This is a genomic window from Hymenobacter artigasi, assembly GCF_012275535.1.
Lineage (GTDB): Bacteria > Bacteroidota > Bacteroidia > Cytophagales > Hymenobacteraceae > Hymenobacter > Hymenobacter artigasi.
Genome location: NZ_JAAVTK010000023.1, coordinates 1 through 18363 on the forward strand (window position 1 = coordinate 1; position 18363 = coordinate 18363).

Consider the following 18363-nt stretch of genomic DNA (forward strand, 5'->3'; position numbering starts at 1 on the left):
CCCAGGGCCGACCGCCATTGCCGGGGCGTTTTTAAATCCTGAATGGAGATTTTCATGCGTAAATATCCTGTCCTGATGCCGCTGCAACAAGTCTAATAGTCTGATGAGGAAGTCAGCGTATTTATATGCTTGTGCTCAAAAATAGGCAGCTTGCCCGATGCTCCCCGCTGCTCTTTCGGATTTATACCCCTGCTGGCGCGCGTCTGCGACGCGCTGCCCACTGGGTTCGAGCCTCTGGCTCGGGCTTCGCATACCGGCTGAATCCGCAGCCCGGTTCCGTGTTGACCCCGAGCCAGAGGCTCGCAGCCAGGCGGCAGCGCGTCGCAGACGCGCGCCAGCGGGTGGCACTGCTCTTTCGGAGTTGTACTCCGGAAGCCGCACTGCTGGGGGCTTGCAGCCCCCAATAGAGGCCAAGGCAGCCTTCGCAGCGGAGGGAGCTGCAAGCCCCCGACAGGCCCGCTTTCGGAGTACAACTCCGAAAACGCGATGCACTGATGACGAGCAAACCGGCCGACCTTTGCATCCATGCACACCCTTGCCCAACTGCGCGCCGGCCAGCTCCACGGCGCTACCCGCCTCGACCTCGCCGAAGGCCTCACCGAATTTCCCCGCGAAATCTTCGCCCTGGCCGATACGCTCGAAGTCCTCAACCTTACCGGCAACGCCCTTTCGGCGCTGCCCGACGACCTCGGGCGACTGCACAAATTGCAGGTGCTGTTTTGCTCCGATAACCAGTTTACCGAAGTGCCCGCCGTGCTGGGCCAGTGCCCGCAGCTGAGCATGGTGGGCTTCAAGGCCAACCGGATACGCACGCTGCCGGCGGCGGCCCTCACGCCGGCCCTGCGCTGGCTCATCCTTACTGATAATCAGCTGGAAGAATTGCCCGCCGAAATTGGCAATTGCCAGCACCTGCAAAAGCTGATGCTGGCGGGAAACCGCCTCACCGCACTGCCCAAAGCCCTGGCCCGGTGCACCAATCTGGAGCTGCTGCGCATTGCGGCCAATGAGCTGCAAGAGCTGCCGGCGTGGCTGCTGGCCCTGCCGCGCCTGGCGTGGCTAGCCTACGCGGGCAACCCCTTCAGCGCCCCGGCCGAGGCCCGCGTGGAAGCGCAACAGCACATCGGTTCCATTGCCTGGGATGCCCTCACGGTGGAAGAAAAGCTGGGCGAAGGCGCTTCCGGCGTCATTTACCGCGCCTTGTGGCAGCACCCCAACGTGGAGGCCACGGAAGTAGCCGTTAAATTATTCAAAGGAGCGGTAACAAGCGACGGCCTGCCGCACTGCGAAATGCTGGCCTGCATCAGCGCCGGGGCCCATCCCAACCTGATTGCGGTGGAAGGCAAAGTGAGTGGCCACCCCGCCGGCACCGAGGGCTTGGTACTGGAGCTGATTGACAATGCGTTTGGCAACCTGGCCGGGCCGCCCAGCCTGGCCACCTGCACCCGCGACGTGTACAAGCCAAGCACCGCGTTCAGCCTCGAAACGGCCCTCAACATCGCGCAGGGCATTGCCGCCGCCGCCGGGCATCTGCACGCGCAGGGCATTATGCACGGCGATTTATACGCCCATAATATTCTGAATACCGCCGAAGGCAATGCCCTGCTGGGCGATTTCGGCGCGGCCAGCTTTTTCAATTCCGAGGATGGAGCTACTGCCCAGGCCTTGCAGCGGCTGGAAGTGCGGGCCTTCGGCTGCCTGCTGGAAGAGTTATTGACGCATTGTGCTGAAGCCGACAAAGCACCGACAGCAGTCGCAACGCTCTGGGACCTGCAGCGGCGCTGCGTGGGTTTGCAAGTGGCGGGCCGGCCGTTGTTTGCGGAGATAGAAAAGGTGCTGGCAGGCTTGTAGCGCGAGCTTTGTAGTTCGCGCCCCCGCGCCGATGCAACGATTGTCGTTCCGGGACGCGAACTGCAAAGGTCGCGCTACGATGTGACCGGCTACTCCGCCAGGCGCTGGTAGCGGATGCGCGGCTGCACGCTGCTGGTGTCCACGTAGAACGCGAAGGTGGTTTCGGCGCTGTTTATTTCAACGCGCACTTCGGCCAGGCGCTTGGGCGGGGTGAAGCGCGGCATGGTGGCGAAGCGCATCTCGACGGGCACGCCCGTGCCGCCCAGCGGCAGCAGGTAGAGGCCGCGCTTGTCGTCGAGCAGGTAGTGCGTAGTGGTGGCCCGCAACAGGAAGCCCGGGATGGTATAGCCCATTTCCTCGTAGAAGCCGTGGTAGTGGAAGCGCCGCAGCACGCGCCCGGTGCGGATGTTGCGCACGAAGGCATTGGGCGCGCGCAGCTGCTGCACGGTGGGCGTGCGGCCGTAGCCTTCCATGCCATCGGCAAAGCGGATGGGGTGCGACTTGCCGGGCGCGTACACCACCAGCACGGTGCTGTCGCTGAGGAACGAGGCGCCCACCAGTTCGGCATCGGGCCGCTCGAAGCGCATGGCCGGGCGGCCGGGCCGTATAATCTCGGAGGCCGTGAGCAGGGCCGAGCCGCTGGGCGAGAGCGTGGGCTCGCACTCGGGGCCGCCGCCGGGGCCCCGGCCTTCGCTCAGGCGCAGCACGTTGCCGGCCAGGTCGAGCAGCAGTACTACCTGGCCGCCCACATCGCTGTCGGGCACCATAAAATCGAGGGTGAAAATCAGCGCGCCCAATGCCCGGCTATAGCCCAGGAACTGCGGCAGGTAGGCTTCGCTCTCGGTCACGATATCGGCCCCGGCCTTTTTGGAAAAAGCGGCTTTGCGCAGCTTGCGGCTAAAAACCTGGCGGCCGTTCTTCTCGCGCAGCGTCACGGTGTAGTAGCCCTCGAAGCCGCGCACGCGCCGGAAGTGGCCAGGCGTTTCCTCATAAGTAGCCGTGAGGCGGTGGGTGGAATCGGTTTCGGCGGCCAGCAGCAGGTGGTAGGGCTGGCCGTTGAGCAGCACCAGCGTATCGGCCGACACGGGCGGTGCCCAGCCGGGAATTTCGGGCGGCGGCTTGGGCCGGGCACTGGGCGGCGGGGCGGCGGGCGGCAGCGCTGGCAGGGGCGCAGGCACTACCGCCACGCTGGGCATCGCCCGCGCATCCGACCTGGTAGAATGAAGCTTCTGCTCGCAGCCCGCCAGCAAGGCCAGCAGCCCGACGGCAACTAGATTGCGCATTATTTTGTGAGCCAGCCGTTGGCGTCTAGCCAGTTGCGCAGGCGGTCGGTCCAGAGGTCTTTGGTGGTTTTATTGTTGAGGCCGAAGCCGTGGCCACCCTTGGGGTAGAGGTGCATTTCGGCCGGCACGCCGTGGCGCAGGCATGCTTGGTAGAATACGATGCTGTTGTTGACGGGCACCGTTTTATCGTCCTCGGCATGCACCAGAAAAGTGGGTGGCGTCTGGGCCGATACGTGCAGCTCGTTGGAATACTGCCGGATTTGCTCGGTCGAAGGGGTTTTACCCAGCAGGTTATCGCGTGAGCCGGGGTGCCGGAGCGTATCGCTGAAACTGATAACCGGGTACATAAGCACCAGGAAAGCGGGCCGCACCGATACCGGCTCCACATTATCGCCCACCGGCTTGGCAAACTGGGTGCCTGCCCACGCCGCCAGGTGGCCGCCCGCCGAAAAGCCCATCAGGCCGATGCGCTCGGGGTTGATGCTGTATTTGGCGGCTTGCTGGCGCACGAGGCGCAGGGCCTGCTGGGCATCGAGCAGCGGCGCGATGGATTTATCGGGCTGGCTCTCCTCATTGGGCAGGCGGTATTTCAGCACGAAGGCCGTCACGCCGAACTCATTCAGCCGTTTGGCTACATCGTAGCCCTCGCTGTCGATGGATAGCCGGGCATAGCCGCCGCCAGGGCAAATGATAACCGCGGTGCCGTTGGCCGTGCCCGCCGCCGGCAGAAAAGCCGTGAGGCTGGGCTGCACCACGTTGGAGATTCGCACGCCGCCGTTGGCCAGCGTAATGCTGGTTTCCTGCACCGCACTGGGCTGCGAATCGGGCACGGTGCCCGTGTAAATCGGGAAAGTCTGCTGCGCAAACAAAGGCCCGGCGGCCAGCAGCAGACCCACAAAGGCAATAGTAGCGGTTATTTTCATACGTTGAAGTATTGTACGCAAAAGTACGTCATGCAGCCATATGGTGGCATTATTAAAGAAGCCCGTGGTACTATCGGACGAAATTTATGTAAGCGCAACCCAATTTGAATTATTCCGTAGTCCCGGGGGTCTTTATGGCCATGCGCAAGACCACTCTGCTGGCCGCCGCTGCCCTGCTGGGCAGCCCCGGCCTCACCCTGGCCCAGAACACGCCGGACGAAAACAACCCCAATGTGGATGCCCCGTTCGTGCGTAATATCCGCGCCGACCGTCCCGGCCAAACTGTCACCGCCCAGGTTCTTCGCCCCGGCCGCTTTCAGGTCGAAACGGGTTTCCAGCGCCAGTTTGGCGGCGTGGGCCTGGCCCAGAGCCTGAGCGCCGCCACCCTGCGCATCGGCTTTTTCAACAGCATGGAGCTGCGCGTGAGCCAGCCCTACTTCCACAACGGCCCGGCGCGGGTGGCCGAGGCCGGCCGCGTCGATTCCAGCGGCTGGGCTCCGGTGGTGGTGGGGGCCAAGTTCATGCTCTCGCCCAACTACGACACCCGCACGCAGGTAGCCATTCTGGTAGAGTCGGCGGTGCCGGGCACGGGCAGCGCGGGCCTGCGCGGCACCACCTGGGGCCCCGGCGGCCGTCTGCTGGTGAGCGAGCAGTTGGGCGAGCGGTTCGGCCTCGAAGCCAACTTCGGCTTCAGCCAGCGCGGCCTCACTACCAGGGACATTGAAAAAGGCCAGTTTCTGGGCACGCTGGCCTTCAATGGCCCGCTGAGTGAGAAAGCCGGTTTTTTTGTGGAAGCCTACGGATATGGCCGCCAGTCGCTGACTACCGGCACCACGGCGGGGGTGTATTTCCGCCCCATTCCGGCCATGCGCCTCGATATCACGGCCGGGCAGGCGGTGAGCGGATTGGCGGCCGGCACGTCCACTATTGGGGCCGGACTCACGTTTAAAGTGGGCAAATAGCACCGGCGGCAAGCGCTACGAAAATAACGTTCAGCAAAAGGCCTGCGTAGTAACGCAGGCTTTTTGCGTAAAATCAGGCCTTTCATTGAATTTGCTATGCGCTTTCCCTTCCTGTTCCTGGCCCTGCTGGCCGCCGGTTGCCAAACCCGCCCCGCTGCGGAAACAGCCGCTACCCCTCCCCCACTCGCCCGCACCGCGCCCGACGCGCCATTGCGCGAAACGCGCTGGGTGCTGCGCCAGCTGGCCGGCCAGCCCATCACCGTGCCGGCCGATACCAGGGAGCCTTACCTGACGCTCCGCGCCGACGGCACGGCCGAGGGCAATGGCAGCTGTAACCGCTTTCGGGGGAGTTTTTTCAGCGAAAATCCCAGTGAGCTGAAATTCAGCCCACTCATGAGCACGCGGATGGCCTGCCCGGCCCTTGAAACGGAAAATGCTTTTACCCGCGCCCTGGGCCAGAGCAATACCTACCGCATCAGCGGCGATACGCTGCGGGTGCTGGATGCCACCGGGGCAGCCGTGGCCCGGCTGGAGGCCGTATACCTGCGGTAGCCGCTACTTGCCGCTGGTGCCTTCGGGCGCGATACGGGTGGGCGTTTGCTGGCCCGAGGCGAGGCCGGTGGCGCTTTGCGCAATGGCCTGAATGACGGCCGTCATGTTCTGCAAATTCAGGCTCTCTACTTCGTCGTCGACGGAATGGTAGAGCTTGTCGGTCGGAATCTGGTCGGTGCTGATGCTGTGGGCGGGCACGCCCAGGCGGGCCAGGGTGGCGTTGTCGGAGCGGTAAAACAGGTTTTGCTCGGGGTACGGGTCGGGCTCGAAGCGGAACTTGCTGCCGGTGAGGTTGGCTTGCAGCAGCGGGCCGAAATCGGAACGGTCGTAGCCGGTGATGAAGGCGGTGTTGGGGCCGAATTTAGCTTCCTTGCCAATCATCTCAATGTTGAACATGGCCGTCACCTGCTGCGGGTCGAGCTGCTTCGAGAAGTACTGCGAGCCGAAGCCGCCCACTTCCTCGGCCGCGAAAGCCACGAAGATGAGCGGGCGGGCATTATCATTTTTCTTCTTGAAATACTCGGCCAGCGCCACTACGGCGGTGGTGCCGCTGGCATCGTCGTCGGCCCCGTTGGCGATGGAGTCGCCTTCGGCCGAGGGCTTCACGATGCCCAGATGGTCGTAGTGGCCCGAGAAAACCACGTTCTCTTTGCTGCGCTGCGGGTCGCGGCCGGGCAGCACGCCCACCACGTTGCGAAGCTCAATGGGCTGCCCGACAGTGCTGGCGCTGATGCGGTAAGTGAGGGTTGAAGGCCTGGCTCCCAGCACGTACACGGTAGAATAGGGCCCCGCCTGCTCCGGGCTTATTTTGGGGCGCGCCGCGTATTGGGCAATTTGGCCGAATAGCTTGGTGTGGGCGGTATCAACAAAAACAAGCGTGTTGGCAGTAGGCCGCCGAAGCGCGAGCAGCCTGCCCCGCTCCGTCTGGTCCGGCCCGATTGTTACGACTGCAACGGGCGTAGCATCATCACTCGTCCAGCTCAGGGCCGGCGCGCCAGAGATAACCGCTACCTGCGTCGGCAGCAAGGCTTTCCCATTGAGCACGGCCGTGGCTACGCCGGGCCTGGTCTGATACACCTTAAACGTTTGCTCGAAGCCGCTGAGGCCCGGCAGCGGCTGCAAGCCAATGCGCGCAAACTCGCCGGCCAGGAACTGCGCCGCCCGCAGGCCGCCGGGCTGGCCGGTGCCGCGCCCCTGCATATCGTCCGATGCGAGCGTACGCATGACGCGGCTTACCGTGGCGGCCGAAACTTCGGTTTCGGCCGCCCGACCAGGCTTTACTTTGACTTTAAATTTGGATTGCGCGGCCACGGGCAGCGCCGCCAGCAAACAGCCGGCAAGGAGCAGGTTTTTCAAGGCAAAAGGCTAGTTCAGAGTCAGGACCAGGTCATCGGCCGATACGCGGGCACCTTCGGCCAGCACCACATCGGCCACGGTGAGGTCCTGCGGGGCAGTGATGGTGGTTTCCATTTTCATGGCTTCGATGACGAAGAGCGGGGTGTTTTTGGGCACGGCCTGGCCGGGTTTCACCAGCACTTTGCTCAGCATACCCTGCAACGGGGCCCCCAGCTGGTGCGGGTTGGCCTTGTCGGCTTTGGCATTGCTGATTTTGGTGACTTCCACCGACTGGTCGCGCACCTGCAGGTTGCGGGTCTGGCCGTTGAGGGTGAAGAAGATGGTGCGCTCGCCTTCCTCGTTAATGTCGCCCACCGACTCCAGACGCACGATAACCGACTTGCCCCGGGCAATTTCGATGATGGTTTCTTCGCCCGATTTCAGGCCGTAGAAGAAGGCCGATGTTGGCACCTTACTCACGTTGCCATACTTTTGGCGGAAGGCCCAGTAGTCCTCAAACACCTTGGGATAGAGCAGCGACGACAGCATATCGGTGAACTTGCCGCCGGGGAATTTCTCCTGAAACGCCGTCCATTCCTTATCGAAGTCAATCGGGGCCAGGTGCTCGTTGGGCCGGTCGGTGAAGGGCGTTTCGTTCTTGAGAATGAGCTTTTGCAGCTCGGCGGGCCAGCCGCCCTCGGGCTGGCCGATGTCGCCGCGAAACAGCTCGCGCACCGACTCCGGGAAGTTCAGGGTTTCGCCTTTTTCCATCACATCCTGCGGCGTGAGGCTGTTGGAAACCATAAACAGGGCCATGTCGCCCACGACTTTGCTACTGGGCGTCACCTTCACGATGTCGCCGAACATCTGGTTTACATCGGCGAAGCGCTGCTTCACTTCCTCAAACTTATTGAGCAGGCCCAGCGAAGCCGCCTGCGGGCGCAGGTTGGAATACTGCCCACCCGGAATCTCGTGCTGAAAAACCTCCGAAGTACCGGCTTTCAGGCCCGACTCAAACGGATAGTACATCTCGCGCACCGCCTCCCAGTAGTTACTGAACTCGTTGAGCGAATGCTGGTTGAACTCGCGGTGGCGCGGCGTGTGGCGCAGCATTTCGACCACCGAGTTGAAGTTGGGCTGCGAGGTAAGGCCCGAGAGCGAGCCCATCGCCACGTCGATGACGTTGACGCCGGCCTCCACGGCTTGCAGGTAGGTGGCAGACTGCAGCGACGAGGTATCGTGGGTGTGCAGGTGGATGGGCAGCTTCACGGTGTCGCGCAGGCCGGCGATAAGCTCGGTGGCGGCGTAGGGTTTCAGCAGGCCGGCCATATCCTTGATGCAGAGGATGTGCGCCCCGGCATCTTCGAGCTGCTTGGCCAGCTTGAGGTAGTAGTCGAGAGTGTATTTGGTGCGGTTGGGGTCCATGATGTCCCCGGTGTAGCAGATGCTGGCCTCGGCCAGCCGGTCGGTTTTGTTGCGCACGAAGCCGATGCAGGCCTCCAGACCCTTCATCCAGTTCAGCGAGTCGAAAATGCGAAATACATCGACGCCGGTTTCGGCGGCCTGCATCACGAACCGCTCCGTCAGGTTGTCCGGGTAGGCCTTGTAGCCCACGCCGTTGGCCCCGCGAATGAGCATTTGCAGGAGGATGTTCGGGATGGCTTCGCGCAGCTTGGCGAGGCGCTCCCAGGGGTCTTCGTGCAGGAAGCGCAGGGCCACGTCGAAGGTGGCCCCGCCCCAGACTTCGAGCGAGAAGGTCTGGGGATGCTGCTGGGCGTAGGCGCGGGCCACTTTCAGCATGTCCCAGGTGCGCATGCGGGTGGCCAGCAGGCTTTGGTGGGCATCGCGCAGGGTGGTGTCGGTGTAGTGAATGAGGGGCTCGTTGCGCAGCCATTCCGAGAATTTCTCGGGGCCCAGCTCGTCGAGCTTCTGCTTGGTGCCGGGGACGGGCGCGGTGTACTCGAAGGCGGGAATGCGCGGCTGGCGCGGGTTGGCGCGCGGGTTGAGCAGGTCGCGCACGTCGGGGTTGCCGTTCACCACCGTGTCGCCGATGAAGCCGAGCAGGCGCGTGGCCCGGTCCTGGCGCTTCTCGAAATCGAACAGTTCAGGGTGGTCCTTGATGAAGTCGACTGTGGCGTGGCCCTGCTGAAACTCCTCGTTGCCAACGATATTCTTCAGGAACGGAATGTTGGTTTTCACGCCGCGAATCCGGAACTCATCGAGGGCGCGCAGCATTTTCTGGGCCGCGCTGTGCAGCGTGGGGGCGTGGGCCGAGATTTTGACCAGCATCGAGTCGAAAAACGGCGAAACCACCGCACCCTGGTACACCGAGCCCTCGTCGAGCCGGATGCCGAAGCCGCCCGCCGAGCGGTAGGCCACGATGGTGCCGTAGTCGGGCTTGAAGTCGTTGGCCGGGTTTTCGGTGGTCACGCGGCACTGCACCGCGAAGCCCGTGCGCAGCGGCACCACATCGGGCCCGAGGCCGATTTCGGGGTCGGCCAGGTTGTAGTTGGCAGCGATATAAATCTGGGTTTTAATCAAATCCACGCCCGTAATCATCTCGGTCACCGTGTGTTCCACCTGAATGCGGGGATTCACCTCGATGAAGTAGATACGGTCGTGCTCGGGGTTCACCAGGAATTCCACGGTGCCCACGTTGTCATAGCCCACGGCCCGGCCGATGCGCAGCGCGTACTCATACAAGAGGTGGCGCTGGTGGTCGGGCAGGTCCATGGCGGGCGCTACCTCCACCACTTTCTGGAAGCGGCGCTGCACCGAGCAGTCGCGCTCGTAGAGGTGCACCAGGTTGCCGTGGTGGTCGCCCACGAGCTGAATCTCGATGTGCTTGGGGCGCTCCACGAATTTTTCGAGGAACACCGTGTCGTCGCCGAAGGCATTTAGCGCCTCGTTGCGGGCCTCAAAAAAGCCCTTTTCCATCTGCTCATCGTCGCGGATGATGCGCATGCCGCGCCCGCCGCCGCCGCTGGCCGCCTTCAGCATCACGGGGTAGCCGATGCGGTGGGCCTCGGCCTGGGCCGTTTCGAAGTCGACCAAATCGGCCTCGCTGCTTTCAATCTGGGGCACCTGGCATTGCTGGGCCACGGCCTTGGCGCGCACTTTGTCGCCAAGGGCTTCCATCACCTCTGGCCGGGGGCCGATGAAAACGATGCCTTCTTCGGCGCAGCGGCGCGAAAGGGTGGCGTTTTCGGAGAGAAAGCCGTAGCCGGGGTGGATGGCATTGGCCCCGTTCTCTTTGGCCACGCGGATGATGCCCTCGATGTCGAGGTAGGGCTTCAGGGGCTCATCGTCGCGGCCAATCTGGTAGGCTTCGTCGGCTTTGTAGCGGTGCTGCGAGTACCGGTCCTCGTAGGTGTACACGGCCACCGTGGGGATATTGAGCTCGTTGGAGGCGCGCATCACGCGAATCGCAATTTCGCCGCGGTTGGCGACCAGAAGTTTAGTTATGTTCATAGAAGCAGGAATCCGTTTGGCGCGGATACGGCGAAACTACGCCAAAGGCTGTGTATTCTTCTAAACAATCGTTTGCACCTGCTGCAATTGCCACCAGACCAGTCGAGAAGCTGGTATGTTACCAATTTATTACCTGATTAATTACGAAGTCATACCCGCGTTGGCATCCCGGATAATGGGCGGTGATGAAGGGGCCGGGCAATCTTGCGAATCGACCGAAACGTATCAATCCACAGAAATCACCCGCGCCCCGGGCTTAAATGCAGAGTACGTGGGGGCCTGCTCACGCCCGCAAAACTACTCGAAATGCAGCCCTTGACACCGCCCCGAGCAAACAACTAGGCCAAAACAGCGTTATGGCAGCACTCATTTACTATCTCGCGGACCATGCAGTTTTCCGACAAAAACATTCTCATCATCGGGGCCTCCTCCGGCATTGGCTTGGCCACCGCCACGTTGCTGCACGGCCTGGGAGCCAACCTGTTCACCGCCTCGCGCCACCAGTCGCCCGAACTGGAAGCCCTGCAAACCACCCATTTCGACTACGATGCCACCCAGGCCGTGGACAACACCTTTGACGCCCTGCCCGACGTGCTGCACGGCGTGGTGTACTGCCCCGGCAGCATCAAGCTGCGGCCCTTCGAGCGGATTCCCGTGGCCGATTTCGCCGCCGATTTCGACCTGAACGTGTTGGGTGCCGTGCGCGTCATCCAGGCCACCATCAAGCGTCTGAAGAAGGCCGAAGGCACGGCCTCCATCGTGTTGTTCAGCACCGTGGCAGCCGATACGGGCATGAGCTTCCACGCCAGCATTGCCACCGCCAAGGCAGCCGTGGAAGGCCTCACCCGCGCCCTGGCCGCCGAGTACGCCGCCACCGGCGTGCGCGTGAACTGCATCGCCCCCTCCCTCACCAACACGCCCCTGGCCGCCGCCCTGCTCAACTCGCCCGAAAAGGTGGAGGCCGGCGGCAAACGCCACCCCTTGCAGCGCATCGGCCAGCCCGAGGATTTGGCCTACACGGCTTCGTTCCTGCTGTCGGACCACAGCTCGTTTGTGACCGGCCAGGTGATGGCCGTGGACGGCGGGATGGGGAAATTGAAGTAAGTTTTTTCTGGACGCTGCCCCCCGCGTCAACCTCACCCCCTGACCCCCTCTCCAAAAAAGAGGGGGCACCGGACTTGCTCCAATCGGGTTCGGTAGACGAGTCGTCCTCACGAGCCGGTTCCCCCTCTTTTTTGGAGAGGGGGTCAGGGGGTGAGGTTGACGCGGAGGGCGATACGCAAATCATCTACTATGAAAATCTGCATCTTCTGGCACCGGCGCGACCTGCGCATTCACGACAATGCCGGGCTGGCGGCCGCGCTGGCCAGTGGCCTGCCGGTACTGCCGCTATTCATCTACGACAAGGACATTCTCGACCATCTGCCGGAAAAAGCTGATGCCCGGCTCACCTTCATTTTTGATGAAGTAGAGAAGCTGGCCAAGGAAACTGAAGCGGCGGGCGGCACTTTTCTGGCCCGCTACGGTACGCCGCTGGCGGTGCTGGAGCAACTAGTCAAGGACTTCGACGTGGCGGCCGTGCATACCAACGAGGACTACGAGCCCTACGCCACGCAGCGCGATAACGCCGTGGGTGAGCTTCTGCAAAAGCACGGGGCCGACTTTCATCTGTATAAGGACCAGGTCATTTTCGCCAAAGAGGAGATTATGACCAAATCGGGCACGGTGCCCAAGGTTTTCGGTGCTTACCTGAAGGCCTACACCGCGAAGCTGACGGATGAGCTGCTGCTGCCCTACGGCTCGAAAGGCGATTTCAAGCGGGAAAACCTGCACCACATTTCTGCGGCCAAAGCCAGTGAGCGGCCCACGCTGCAAAGCATGGGTTTTGAGCGCAAGGAGCAATATTTCCCGCCGGTGAAGCTGCCGGCCGAAAGCATTGTGCGCCACTACCACCAGACGCGCAACACGCCCGCCGACGAGCACGGCACCACCCGCGAGTCGCTGAACCTGCGCTTTGGCACCCTCAGCGTGCGCGAGGTGCTGCGCCAGGCCAAAGCCCTGAACCAAAAGATGCTGGCCGAAATCATCTGGCGGGATTTTTTCATGATGCTGCTCTGGCATTTCCCCAACACGGCCACCGAGAGCTACGACCCCAAGATGCGGCACATCGACTACCGCAACAACGAGGACGAGTTTCGGGCCTGGTGCGAGGGCCGCACCGGCTACCCGCTGGTGGATGCCGGCATGCGCGAGCTCAACGAAACCGGCTATATGCCCAACCGCGTGCGCATGACCGTGGCCGGCTTCCTCACCAAGCACCTGTTCATCGACTGGCGTTGGGGCGAACGGTATTTCGCCGATAAGCTCCTCGACTACGACATGGCCAACAACGTGGGCAACTGGCAGTGGATGGCGGGCACCGGTGCCATCTCGGCCCCCTGGTTCCGGGTGTACAGCCCCGAGAGCCAGCTCGAAAAAGTAGACCCCGAGATGAAGTACGTGAAGCGCTGGGTGCCGGAAGTGGGTACCTCAAAATACCCGGCCCCGATTGTGGAGCACAAATTTGGGCGCGAACGGGCCGTAGAAGCCATTCGGGCGGCGCGCATTGCAGCTTCGTAGGGCATCGCCCTCCGCGTTCACCTCACCCCCTGACCCCCTCTCCCGTGGAGAGGGGACACCGGTTCGGGGTGGACGATTCTACACCTGAGTTAATCGGGGGCATGACCGGTGCCCCCTCTCCACGGGAGAGGGGGTCAGGGGGTGAGGTTGACGCGGAGGGCGACTACCCAATAAACGAAGAACCTACCGCCCCTCCAGCCGGTTGTACCTACATGGAAAAGGACCGCATCAAACAAGCCTATCTCGACTTCGTACGCAACGAAGGCCACCCGCCGCAATCGGTGTTCAAGCTCACCCAGCAGCTGGGCATGGCCGAAGCCGAATTCTACCAGCACTACCCCAATTTCGAGTCCATTGACCGCGAGATATGGGCTGATTTTGGCCGGCAGGCGCGCGAAACCGCCGCCTCCGAGCCCGTGTGGGAGGGCTACGGCAGCCGCGAAAAACTGCTGGCGTTCTACTACACGCTGCTCGAAATCCTCAAAGGCAACCGCTCTTATGCCCTGATGAGCCTGCGCCGCTCGCTGCACCGCATTCCGGCGCTGTCGCCCCGCGTGCTCGACGATTTCCGGCAGGATTTCGAGGTGTTTGTGAGCGACTTGCTGCGCGACGGCCGCGTAACGGGCGAAATTGCCAACCGCCCGCTGGTGCAGGAGGGCTACCCCCGCTTCTTCTGGCAGCAGGTGCTGTTCGTACTCGGCTTTTTTGCCAAGGACGATACCGTAAACTTCGAGCGCACCGACGCCGCCGTGGAAAAAGCCGTGACCCTGAGCTTCGATTTGGTGGGCCGCAACACTCTGGACTCGGCCGTGGATTTCGTGCGGTTTTTGGTTCGGCGGTAGGTTGTGAGGTAAGCTTTAGCTTGCCGTCGGCTGTAATCATTTGTATCTCATTACACTATACATCACGGCAAGCTAAAGCTTACCTCACAGATGGACGAACCTCAAACCTCCCTGCCGACCACCAAAGTGGCCCGCGCCGCCCGCTTTGCCAAAACCGGCTTCAACGTGGGCACCAACTACATTAAGCACTACGCCAAAAAAGCCGTTGGCGCAGAGTCGACCACCGAAAGCCTGCACGCCGCCAACGCCGCCGAGCTCTACGGTACGCTAAGCGAGATGAAAGGCTCCGTGCTGAAAGTGGCCCAGATGCTGGCCATGGAGAAAAACATGCTGCCCACGGCCTACGCCGACCAGTTTGCCAAAGCCCAGTACTCGACCCCGCCCCTTTCCGGCCCGCTGGTGACCAAGGCTTTCCGCGATGCTTTTGGGAAGTCGCCTTACCAGCTTTTTGATGAGTTTGAACCCGAGGCCCGGCAGGCGGCCAGCATCGGGCAGGTACATTTTGCCCGCAAGGATGGGAAGGAGCTGGCCGTGAAGGTGCAATACCCCGGCGTGGCCGACAGCATCAAGTCGGATATCCGGCTGGTGAAGCCCATTGCCCTGCGCGTGATGGGCCTCAACGAAGCCCAGGTGCGCCCTTACCTGGAGGAAGTAGAAACCCGCCTCCTCGAAGAAACCGACTACAAGCTGGAGCTGCGGCGCGGCCAGGAAATCGCCGCCAAATGCCAGGAATTACACAACCTGGAATTCGCGACCTACTATCCGGAGTTCTCCACGGCCCGCATTCTGACCATGGACTGGCTGCCCGGCCAGCACCTGAAAGAGTTTCTGGCTACCAACCCATCGCAGGAAATCCGCAACCAAATCGGCCAGGCGCTGTGGGATTTCTACCAGTTTCAGTTCAACGAGCTGCACCAGCTGCACGCCGACCCGCACCCCGGCAATTTCCTGATGCGGGCCGACCACGGCGGTACCCTCGGCGTGCTCGATTTCGGCTGCGTGAAAGACGTGCCGATGGACGTGTACCAGCTGTTCAAAGACCTGCTGGCCCCCGAAACCTTTACCGACGAAAACCGCCTCGCTGCCCTGCTTACCCAGGGCGGCGTGCTTCGCGCCACCGATGCCCCGGCCATGCGGGCGCTGTATATGCGCACCATGCGCGTGTCGCTGGAGCTGGTGGGCCGCCCCTTCCGTCAGGCCACTTTCGATTTTGGCGACCCCGCCTACATGGCCGCCCTCTACGCCCTCGGCGACGACCTGATGGCCGACCCCGAGCTGCGCAAGCAGCGCGAGCCGCGCGGCTCCGAGCACTTCATTTACCTGAACCGGACTTACGTGGGGCTATTTGCGCTGCTCACGGAGCTGGGAGCTTCGATTCAAACCGGTATCATGTAGCACATGCTTCAGCTTGTGCCCGGCTGCTCCTCCCGGCAGGCATAGGCTGAAGCATGTGCTACATTTCGGCCATGAACCTCCGCCAAGAGCTACTGCGGGAACACTCGGCCCGCCAGACGCAGCGGCTGGCCGACTACGCCTGCGCCCACCCCACGGCCCTGGCCGAGCTGCTCCAACTGTTTTGGTACGGCGCGGAGCGCGAGCGCCAGTTGGCTGCTGATGTGCTGGGCTGGGTGGGCCAGCGCCGGCCCAAGTGGCTGGTGCCGCACCTGCCGGGCCTGCTGGCCGCCGCCCAGCCCGCGCCCGGGCAGCATCCGGCCGTGCGGCGGGCGGTAGCGCGGGTGCTGCAATTTGTACCCGTGCCCGAGGAGTGGCAGAGCCTGGCCTTCGATACCTGCCTGGCGCTGCTGCATGCGCCCAGCGAGCCCGTTGCCATTCGCGCATATGCCCTCACCGCCGTGGCGCGGCTGGCAGCGCCCTATCCGGAGCTGGCAGCCGAAGTAATTTCCGCAACCGAAAACGTCCTCACTACCAGCCGTTCAGCGGCCCTGCACAGCCGGGCCAGCCGGGAATTGCCGGAACTTCGTCGCCTGGTGCGGGAACATTTTGCCAATTAACTGTTGGTACATGAATTCAATCTATTTTTCCTCCCCAACTAATGAAAAAGTTTCTTACCCTCGGTGCGGCGCTGTTCAGCCTCTCGTTCTCGGCTTCGGCCCAACAGATGGCCAGCTGCTGCGCCCGGCCAGCCGGCAACCTCTCGGCGTCGGCCACCGAGGCTTTCGCCAAACTCGCCGCCGATAAGGATTTTTCGGGCGGCCACGACGCGCCCCTACCCTACGAATTCAAAGGCGAAGGCAAAATGATTGAATTCAAAACCCCCGACGGCAGCACCGGCAAGGGTTTCGAAATCAAGAGTGCCAAGCCCTCCAACAAGTACCTGTTCGTAATCCACGAGTGGTGGGGCCTGAACGATTACATCAAGAAGGAAGCCGCCACTTTCGCCGCCGAAATGCCCGGCGTCAACGTCATCGCCGTCGACCTCTACGATGGCAAGATTGCCACCACGCCCGAAGAAGCCGGCAAATACATGGGCGAGGTGAAAACCGACCGCGCCACGGCCATCCTCAAAGGGGTGGAAATGTACGCTGGCCCCAAGGCCCAGCTGGCCAGCATCGGCTGGTGCTTCGGCGGCGGCTGGAGCCTGCAGGAAGCCCTGCTCGGCGGCAAGCAGACGGTGGGCTGCGTGATGTACTACGGCATGCCCGAAAAGGACGTGGCCAAGCTCAAAACCCTGAATACCGACGTGCTGGGCATTTTCGCCAGCCAGGATAAGTGGATTAACCCCGAGGTGGTGGGCCAGTTCAAGAAAGACATGGTGGCCGCCGGCAAAAGCGTCACCATCGAAAGCTACGATGCCGACCACGCCTTCGCCAACCCGTCCAACCCCAAATTCAACAAGGAATACGCCGCCAAAGCCCACGGCCAGGCGCTGAATTACCTGCGCGGCCGCTTCAAGCTGAAAGCTTAAGCAGCAGTTATCCGCATCAAACGAAAACGCCTCCCCGCTCGGGAGGCGTTTTTTTTGCTACTTTGGTGAGCTTGAACGCCAGCCTGTAGCGCGGACTGTTTTGTCCGCGCCGGCACCCTTCTCATTCGCGGGCTAAAAGCTCGCGCTACTTCCACCACATGGCCCCGCTCACCGCCCTACTGTCCGAATACGGCGAAAGCCACCAAAACCCCACCAACAAGCTGGTGCACTGGGTGTGCGTGCCGCTGATTATGTTCTCGCTGATTGGATTGCTGTGGTCCATTCCCGTGCCCGGTTTCGTGCAGCGCATCAGCCCGTGGCTGAACTGGGGCACGCTGGTAATGGCGCTGGCCCTGCTCTACTACGTGCGGCTGAGTGGGCGGCTGGCCTTGGGCATGGTGCTGGTGTGGGTGGCCATGGCGCTGGCCCTGCGGGTAGTGGCAGGTGCGGCGGTGCTACCGCTGTGGGGCATTTGCCTCATTATTTTTGCGCTGGCCTGGGTGGGGCAGTTCTGGGGTCACAAAGTGGAGGGCAAGAAACCCAGCTTCCTCAAGGACCTGCAGTTTCTGCTCATCGGGCCGCTGTGGCTGCTGCATTTCGTGTACCGGCGGCTGGGCTGGGGGTATTAACGCTTCGGATTAGGCTGGTAACGAGCAGAGAATAAACGTCATGCAGAGCGCAGCGAAGCATGACGTTTTGGAAAATCCAGCTACCACTACCGCACGACAGCCAGCATCCCCGCCAACTCCTCCACGCACTCGGTCAGCTGCTCCCAGGCGGGCAGCATGAAATACTGGTTCTGGTAGCGCGCGCCGGTAACGGGTGTGCCCAATACGGTGGCCAGGTCGAAGGCCGGGCGCGGGGTGAACTCGTTCACGCAGTGGTGGATTTCGCCGGCCGACGACAGCAGGCCCGCCCCGTAGAGGCACGGCTTGCTCTCGTGCTGCACCATGCCAAACTCGGCCGTGAAGAAGTAGAGCGCCCAGAGCTGCTCGCGGGCCGGCGAGCCGGCGGGCTGGGCTACGTAGGCCTGCCCCAGCTCGTGCAGGAAGTTGGCCAGGCCCTCATCGAGCAGCATGGGCACATGCCCGAAAAGGTCGTGGAACAAGTCGGGCTCGGGACTAAAATCGAACGCCTGCATGGACCGGATGCGCGTCACAATCGGGAACTTCCGCTCGGCCAGGAGGGCGAAAAATGCGGCCGGCTCGAACGGCCGGCCCACCGGGGCCAGCTGCCAGCCGGTTTCGGCCTCCACCACGGCGCTCAGCTCCCGGATGTCGGGGATGGCCTCGCGCCGCAAGCCCAACCGGGCCAGGCCCTGGCTGAAGGCCGGGGCCGCCCGCCGGTGCAGCAGCGCGGTCTGGCGGTCGAACAGCATTTTCCAAATGAGTTGGTCCTGGCTGACGGAGTTGGGCGTGGTAAACATGGCGTAACGATTGGGGAAAGTGTGGTTAAAACAGGGCGAAAAAAAAGCCCGATATCCTGGCGGATTCGGGCTTTTGAAGGTTTCTAGAGAAGTTCGGGTTTCATGCCTCGTCTTCCGTTAGCGCCAATCGCAGCCCGTACCCGCCCTGTTTGGGGGCAGTCATTAGGGTGTTAATG

General features: G+C 62.5%; 15 protein-coding genes. 10 read left to right on the forward strand and 5 right to left on the reverse strand.

Annotation, left to right across the window (positions count from 1 at the left end; translation table 11 throughout):
• Nucleotides 1-525 precede the first annotated feature (525 nt).
• Complete coding sequence (locus HBN54_RS21650; RefSeq protein ID WP_168675330.1) at nt 526-1848, forward strand: leucine-rich repeat-containing protein kinase family protein; 1323 nt, start codon at nt 526-528, stop codon at nt 1846-1848.
• Nucleotides 1849-1937: 89 nt separating this feature from the next.
• Here the strand turns inward: HBN54_RS21650 and HBN54_RS21655 are convergent, their stop codons facing one another.
• Both HBN54_RS21655 and HBN54_RS21660 read right to left on the reverse strand, forming a co-directional pair.
• The gene (locus HBN54_RS21655) at nt 1938-3131 is read right to left on the reverse strand and encodes a hypothetical protein (protein WP_168675331.1); all 1194 of its coding nucleotides are present in this window, start codon (nt 3129-3131) and stop codon (nt 1938-1940) included.
• Nucleotides 3131-4054 carry an alpha/beta hydrolase gene (locus tag HBN54_RS21660; protein WP_168675332.1) on the reverse strand — a complete coding sequence of 308 codons (924 nt, stop codon included), beginning with the start codon at nt 4052-4054 and terminating at the stop codon, nt 3131-3133. The genes HBN54_RS21655 and HBN54_RS21660 overlap by 1 nt, the downstream gene beginning before the upstream one ends.
• A gap of 140 nt (nt 4055-4194) precedes the next feature.
• On the opposite strand from HBN54_RS21660, the gene HBN54_RS21665 reads away from it, so the two are divergent.
• Together HBN54_RS21665 and HBN54_RS21670 are read left to right on the forward strand one after the other, a co-directional pair.
• Entirely contained in the window at nt 4195-5016 is an 822-nt protein-coding gene (locus HBN54_RS21665; protein ID WP_168675333.1) for a transporter, read from the forward strand.
• 96 nt (nt 5017-5112) lie between these two features.
• Complete coding sequence (locus HBN54_RS21670; protein ID WP_168675334.1) at nt 5113-5568, forward strand: META domain-containing protein; 456 nt, start codon at nt 5113-5115, stop codon at nt 5566-5568.
• A 3-nt stretch (nt 5569-5571) separates the two neighbouring features.
• Here HBN54_RS21670 and HBN54_RS21675 read toward each other — a convergent pair whose 3' ends face one another.
• Nucleotides 5572-6924 (reverse strand): M20/M25/M40 family metallo-hydrolase, encoded by a 1353-nt coding sequence (locus tag HBN54_RS21675; RefSeq protein WP_168675335.1) that lies wholly within the window; start codon nt 6922-6924, stop codon nt 5572-5574.
• Between the two features lie 9 nt (nt 6925-6933).
• Entirely contained in the window at nt 6934-10374 is a 3441-nt protein-coding gene (locus tag HBN54_RS21680) for a pyruvate carboxylase (protein ID WP_168675336.1), read from the reverse strand.
• Between the two features lie 387 nt (nt 10375-10761).
• On the opposite strand from HBN54_RS21680, the gene HBN54_RS21685 reads away from it, so the two are divergent.
• The 7 genes from HBN54_RS21685 to HBN54_RS21715 all read left to right on the forward strand — a co-directional run bounded on the left by HBN54_RS21685 (nt 10762) and on the right by HBN54_RS21715 (nt 17390).
• Nucleotides 10762-11478: an SDR family NAD(P)-dependent oxidoreductase gene (locus HBN54_RS21685; protein ID WP_168675337.1), complete on the forward strand. Its 717-nt coding sequence runs from the start codon at nt 10762-10764 to the stop codon at nt 11476-11478.
• A gap of 189 nt (nt 11479-11667) precedes the next feature.
• The gene (locus HBN54_RS21690) at nt 11668-12993 is read left to right on the forward strand and encodes a cryptochrome/photolyase family protein (RefSeq protein WP_168675338.1); all 1326 of its coding nucleotides are present in this window, start codon (nt 11668-11670) and stop codon (nt 12991-12993) included.
• 212 nt (nt 12994-13205) lie between these two features.
• Nucleotides 13206-13835 carry a TetR family transcriptional regulator C-terminal domain-containing protein gene (locus HBN54_RS21695; RefSeq protein WP_168675339.1) on the forward strand — a complete coding sequence of 210 codons (630 nt, stop codon included), beginning with the start codon at nt 13206-13208 and terminating at the stop codon, nt 13833-13835.
• A 90-nt stretch (nt 13836-13925) separates the two neighbouring features.
• Entirely contained in the window at nt 13926-15230 is a 1305-nt protein-coding gene (locus HBN54_RS21700) for an ABC1 kinase family protein (RefSeq protein ID WP_168675340.1), read from the forward strand.
• A 71-nt stretch (nt 15231-15301) separates the two neighbouring features.
• Nucleotides 15302-15847: a hypothetical protein gene (locus tag HBN54_RS21705; RefSeq protein WP_168675341.1), complete on the forward strand. Its 546-nt coding sequence runs from the start codon at nt 15302-15304 to the stop codon at nt 15845-15847.
• A 41-nt stretch (nt 15848-15888) separates the two neighbouring features.
• A complete protein-coding gene (locus tag HBN54_RS21710; protein ID WP_168675342.1) occupies nt 15889-16761 on the forward strand; it encodes a dienelactone hydrolase family protein in 873 nt (290 codons plus the stop codon).
• Nucleotides 16762-16919: 158 nt separating this feature from the next.
• Entirely contained in the window at nt 16920-17390 is a 471-nt protein-coding gene (locus HBN54_RS21715; protein WP_168675343.1) for an Mpo1 family 2-hydroxy fatty acid dioxygenase, read from the forward strand.
• Nucleotides 17391-17476: 86 nt separating this feature from the next.
• Here HBN54_RS21715 and HBN54_RS21720 read toward each other — a convergent pair whose 3' ends face one another.
• Complete coding sequence (locus HBN54_RS21720) at nt 17477-18187, reverse strand: phenylalanine-4-hydroxylase (RefSeq protein WP_168675344.1); 711 nt, start codon at nt 18185-18187, stop codon at nt 17477-17479.
• Nucleotides 18188-18363: the final 176 nt, after the last annotated feature.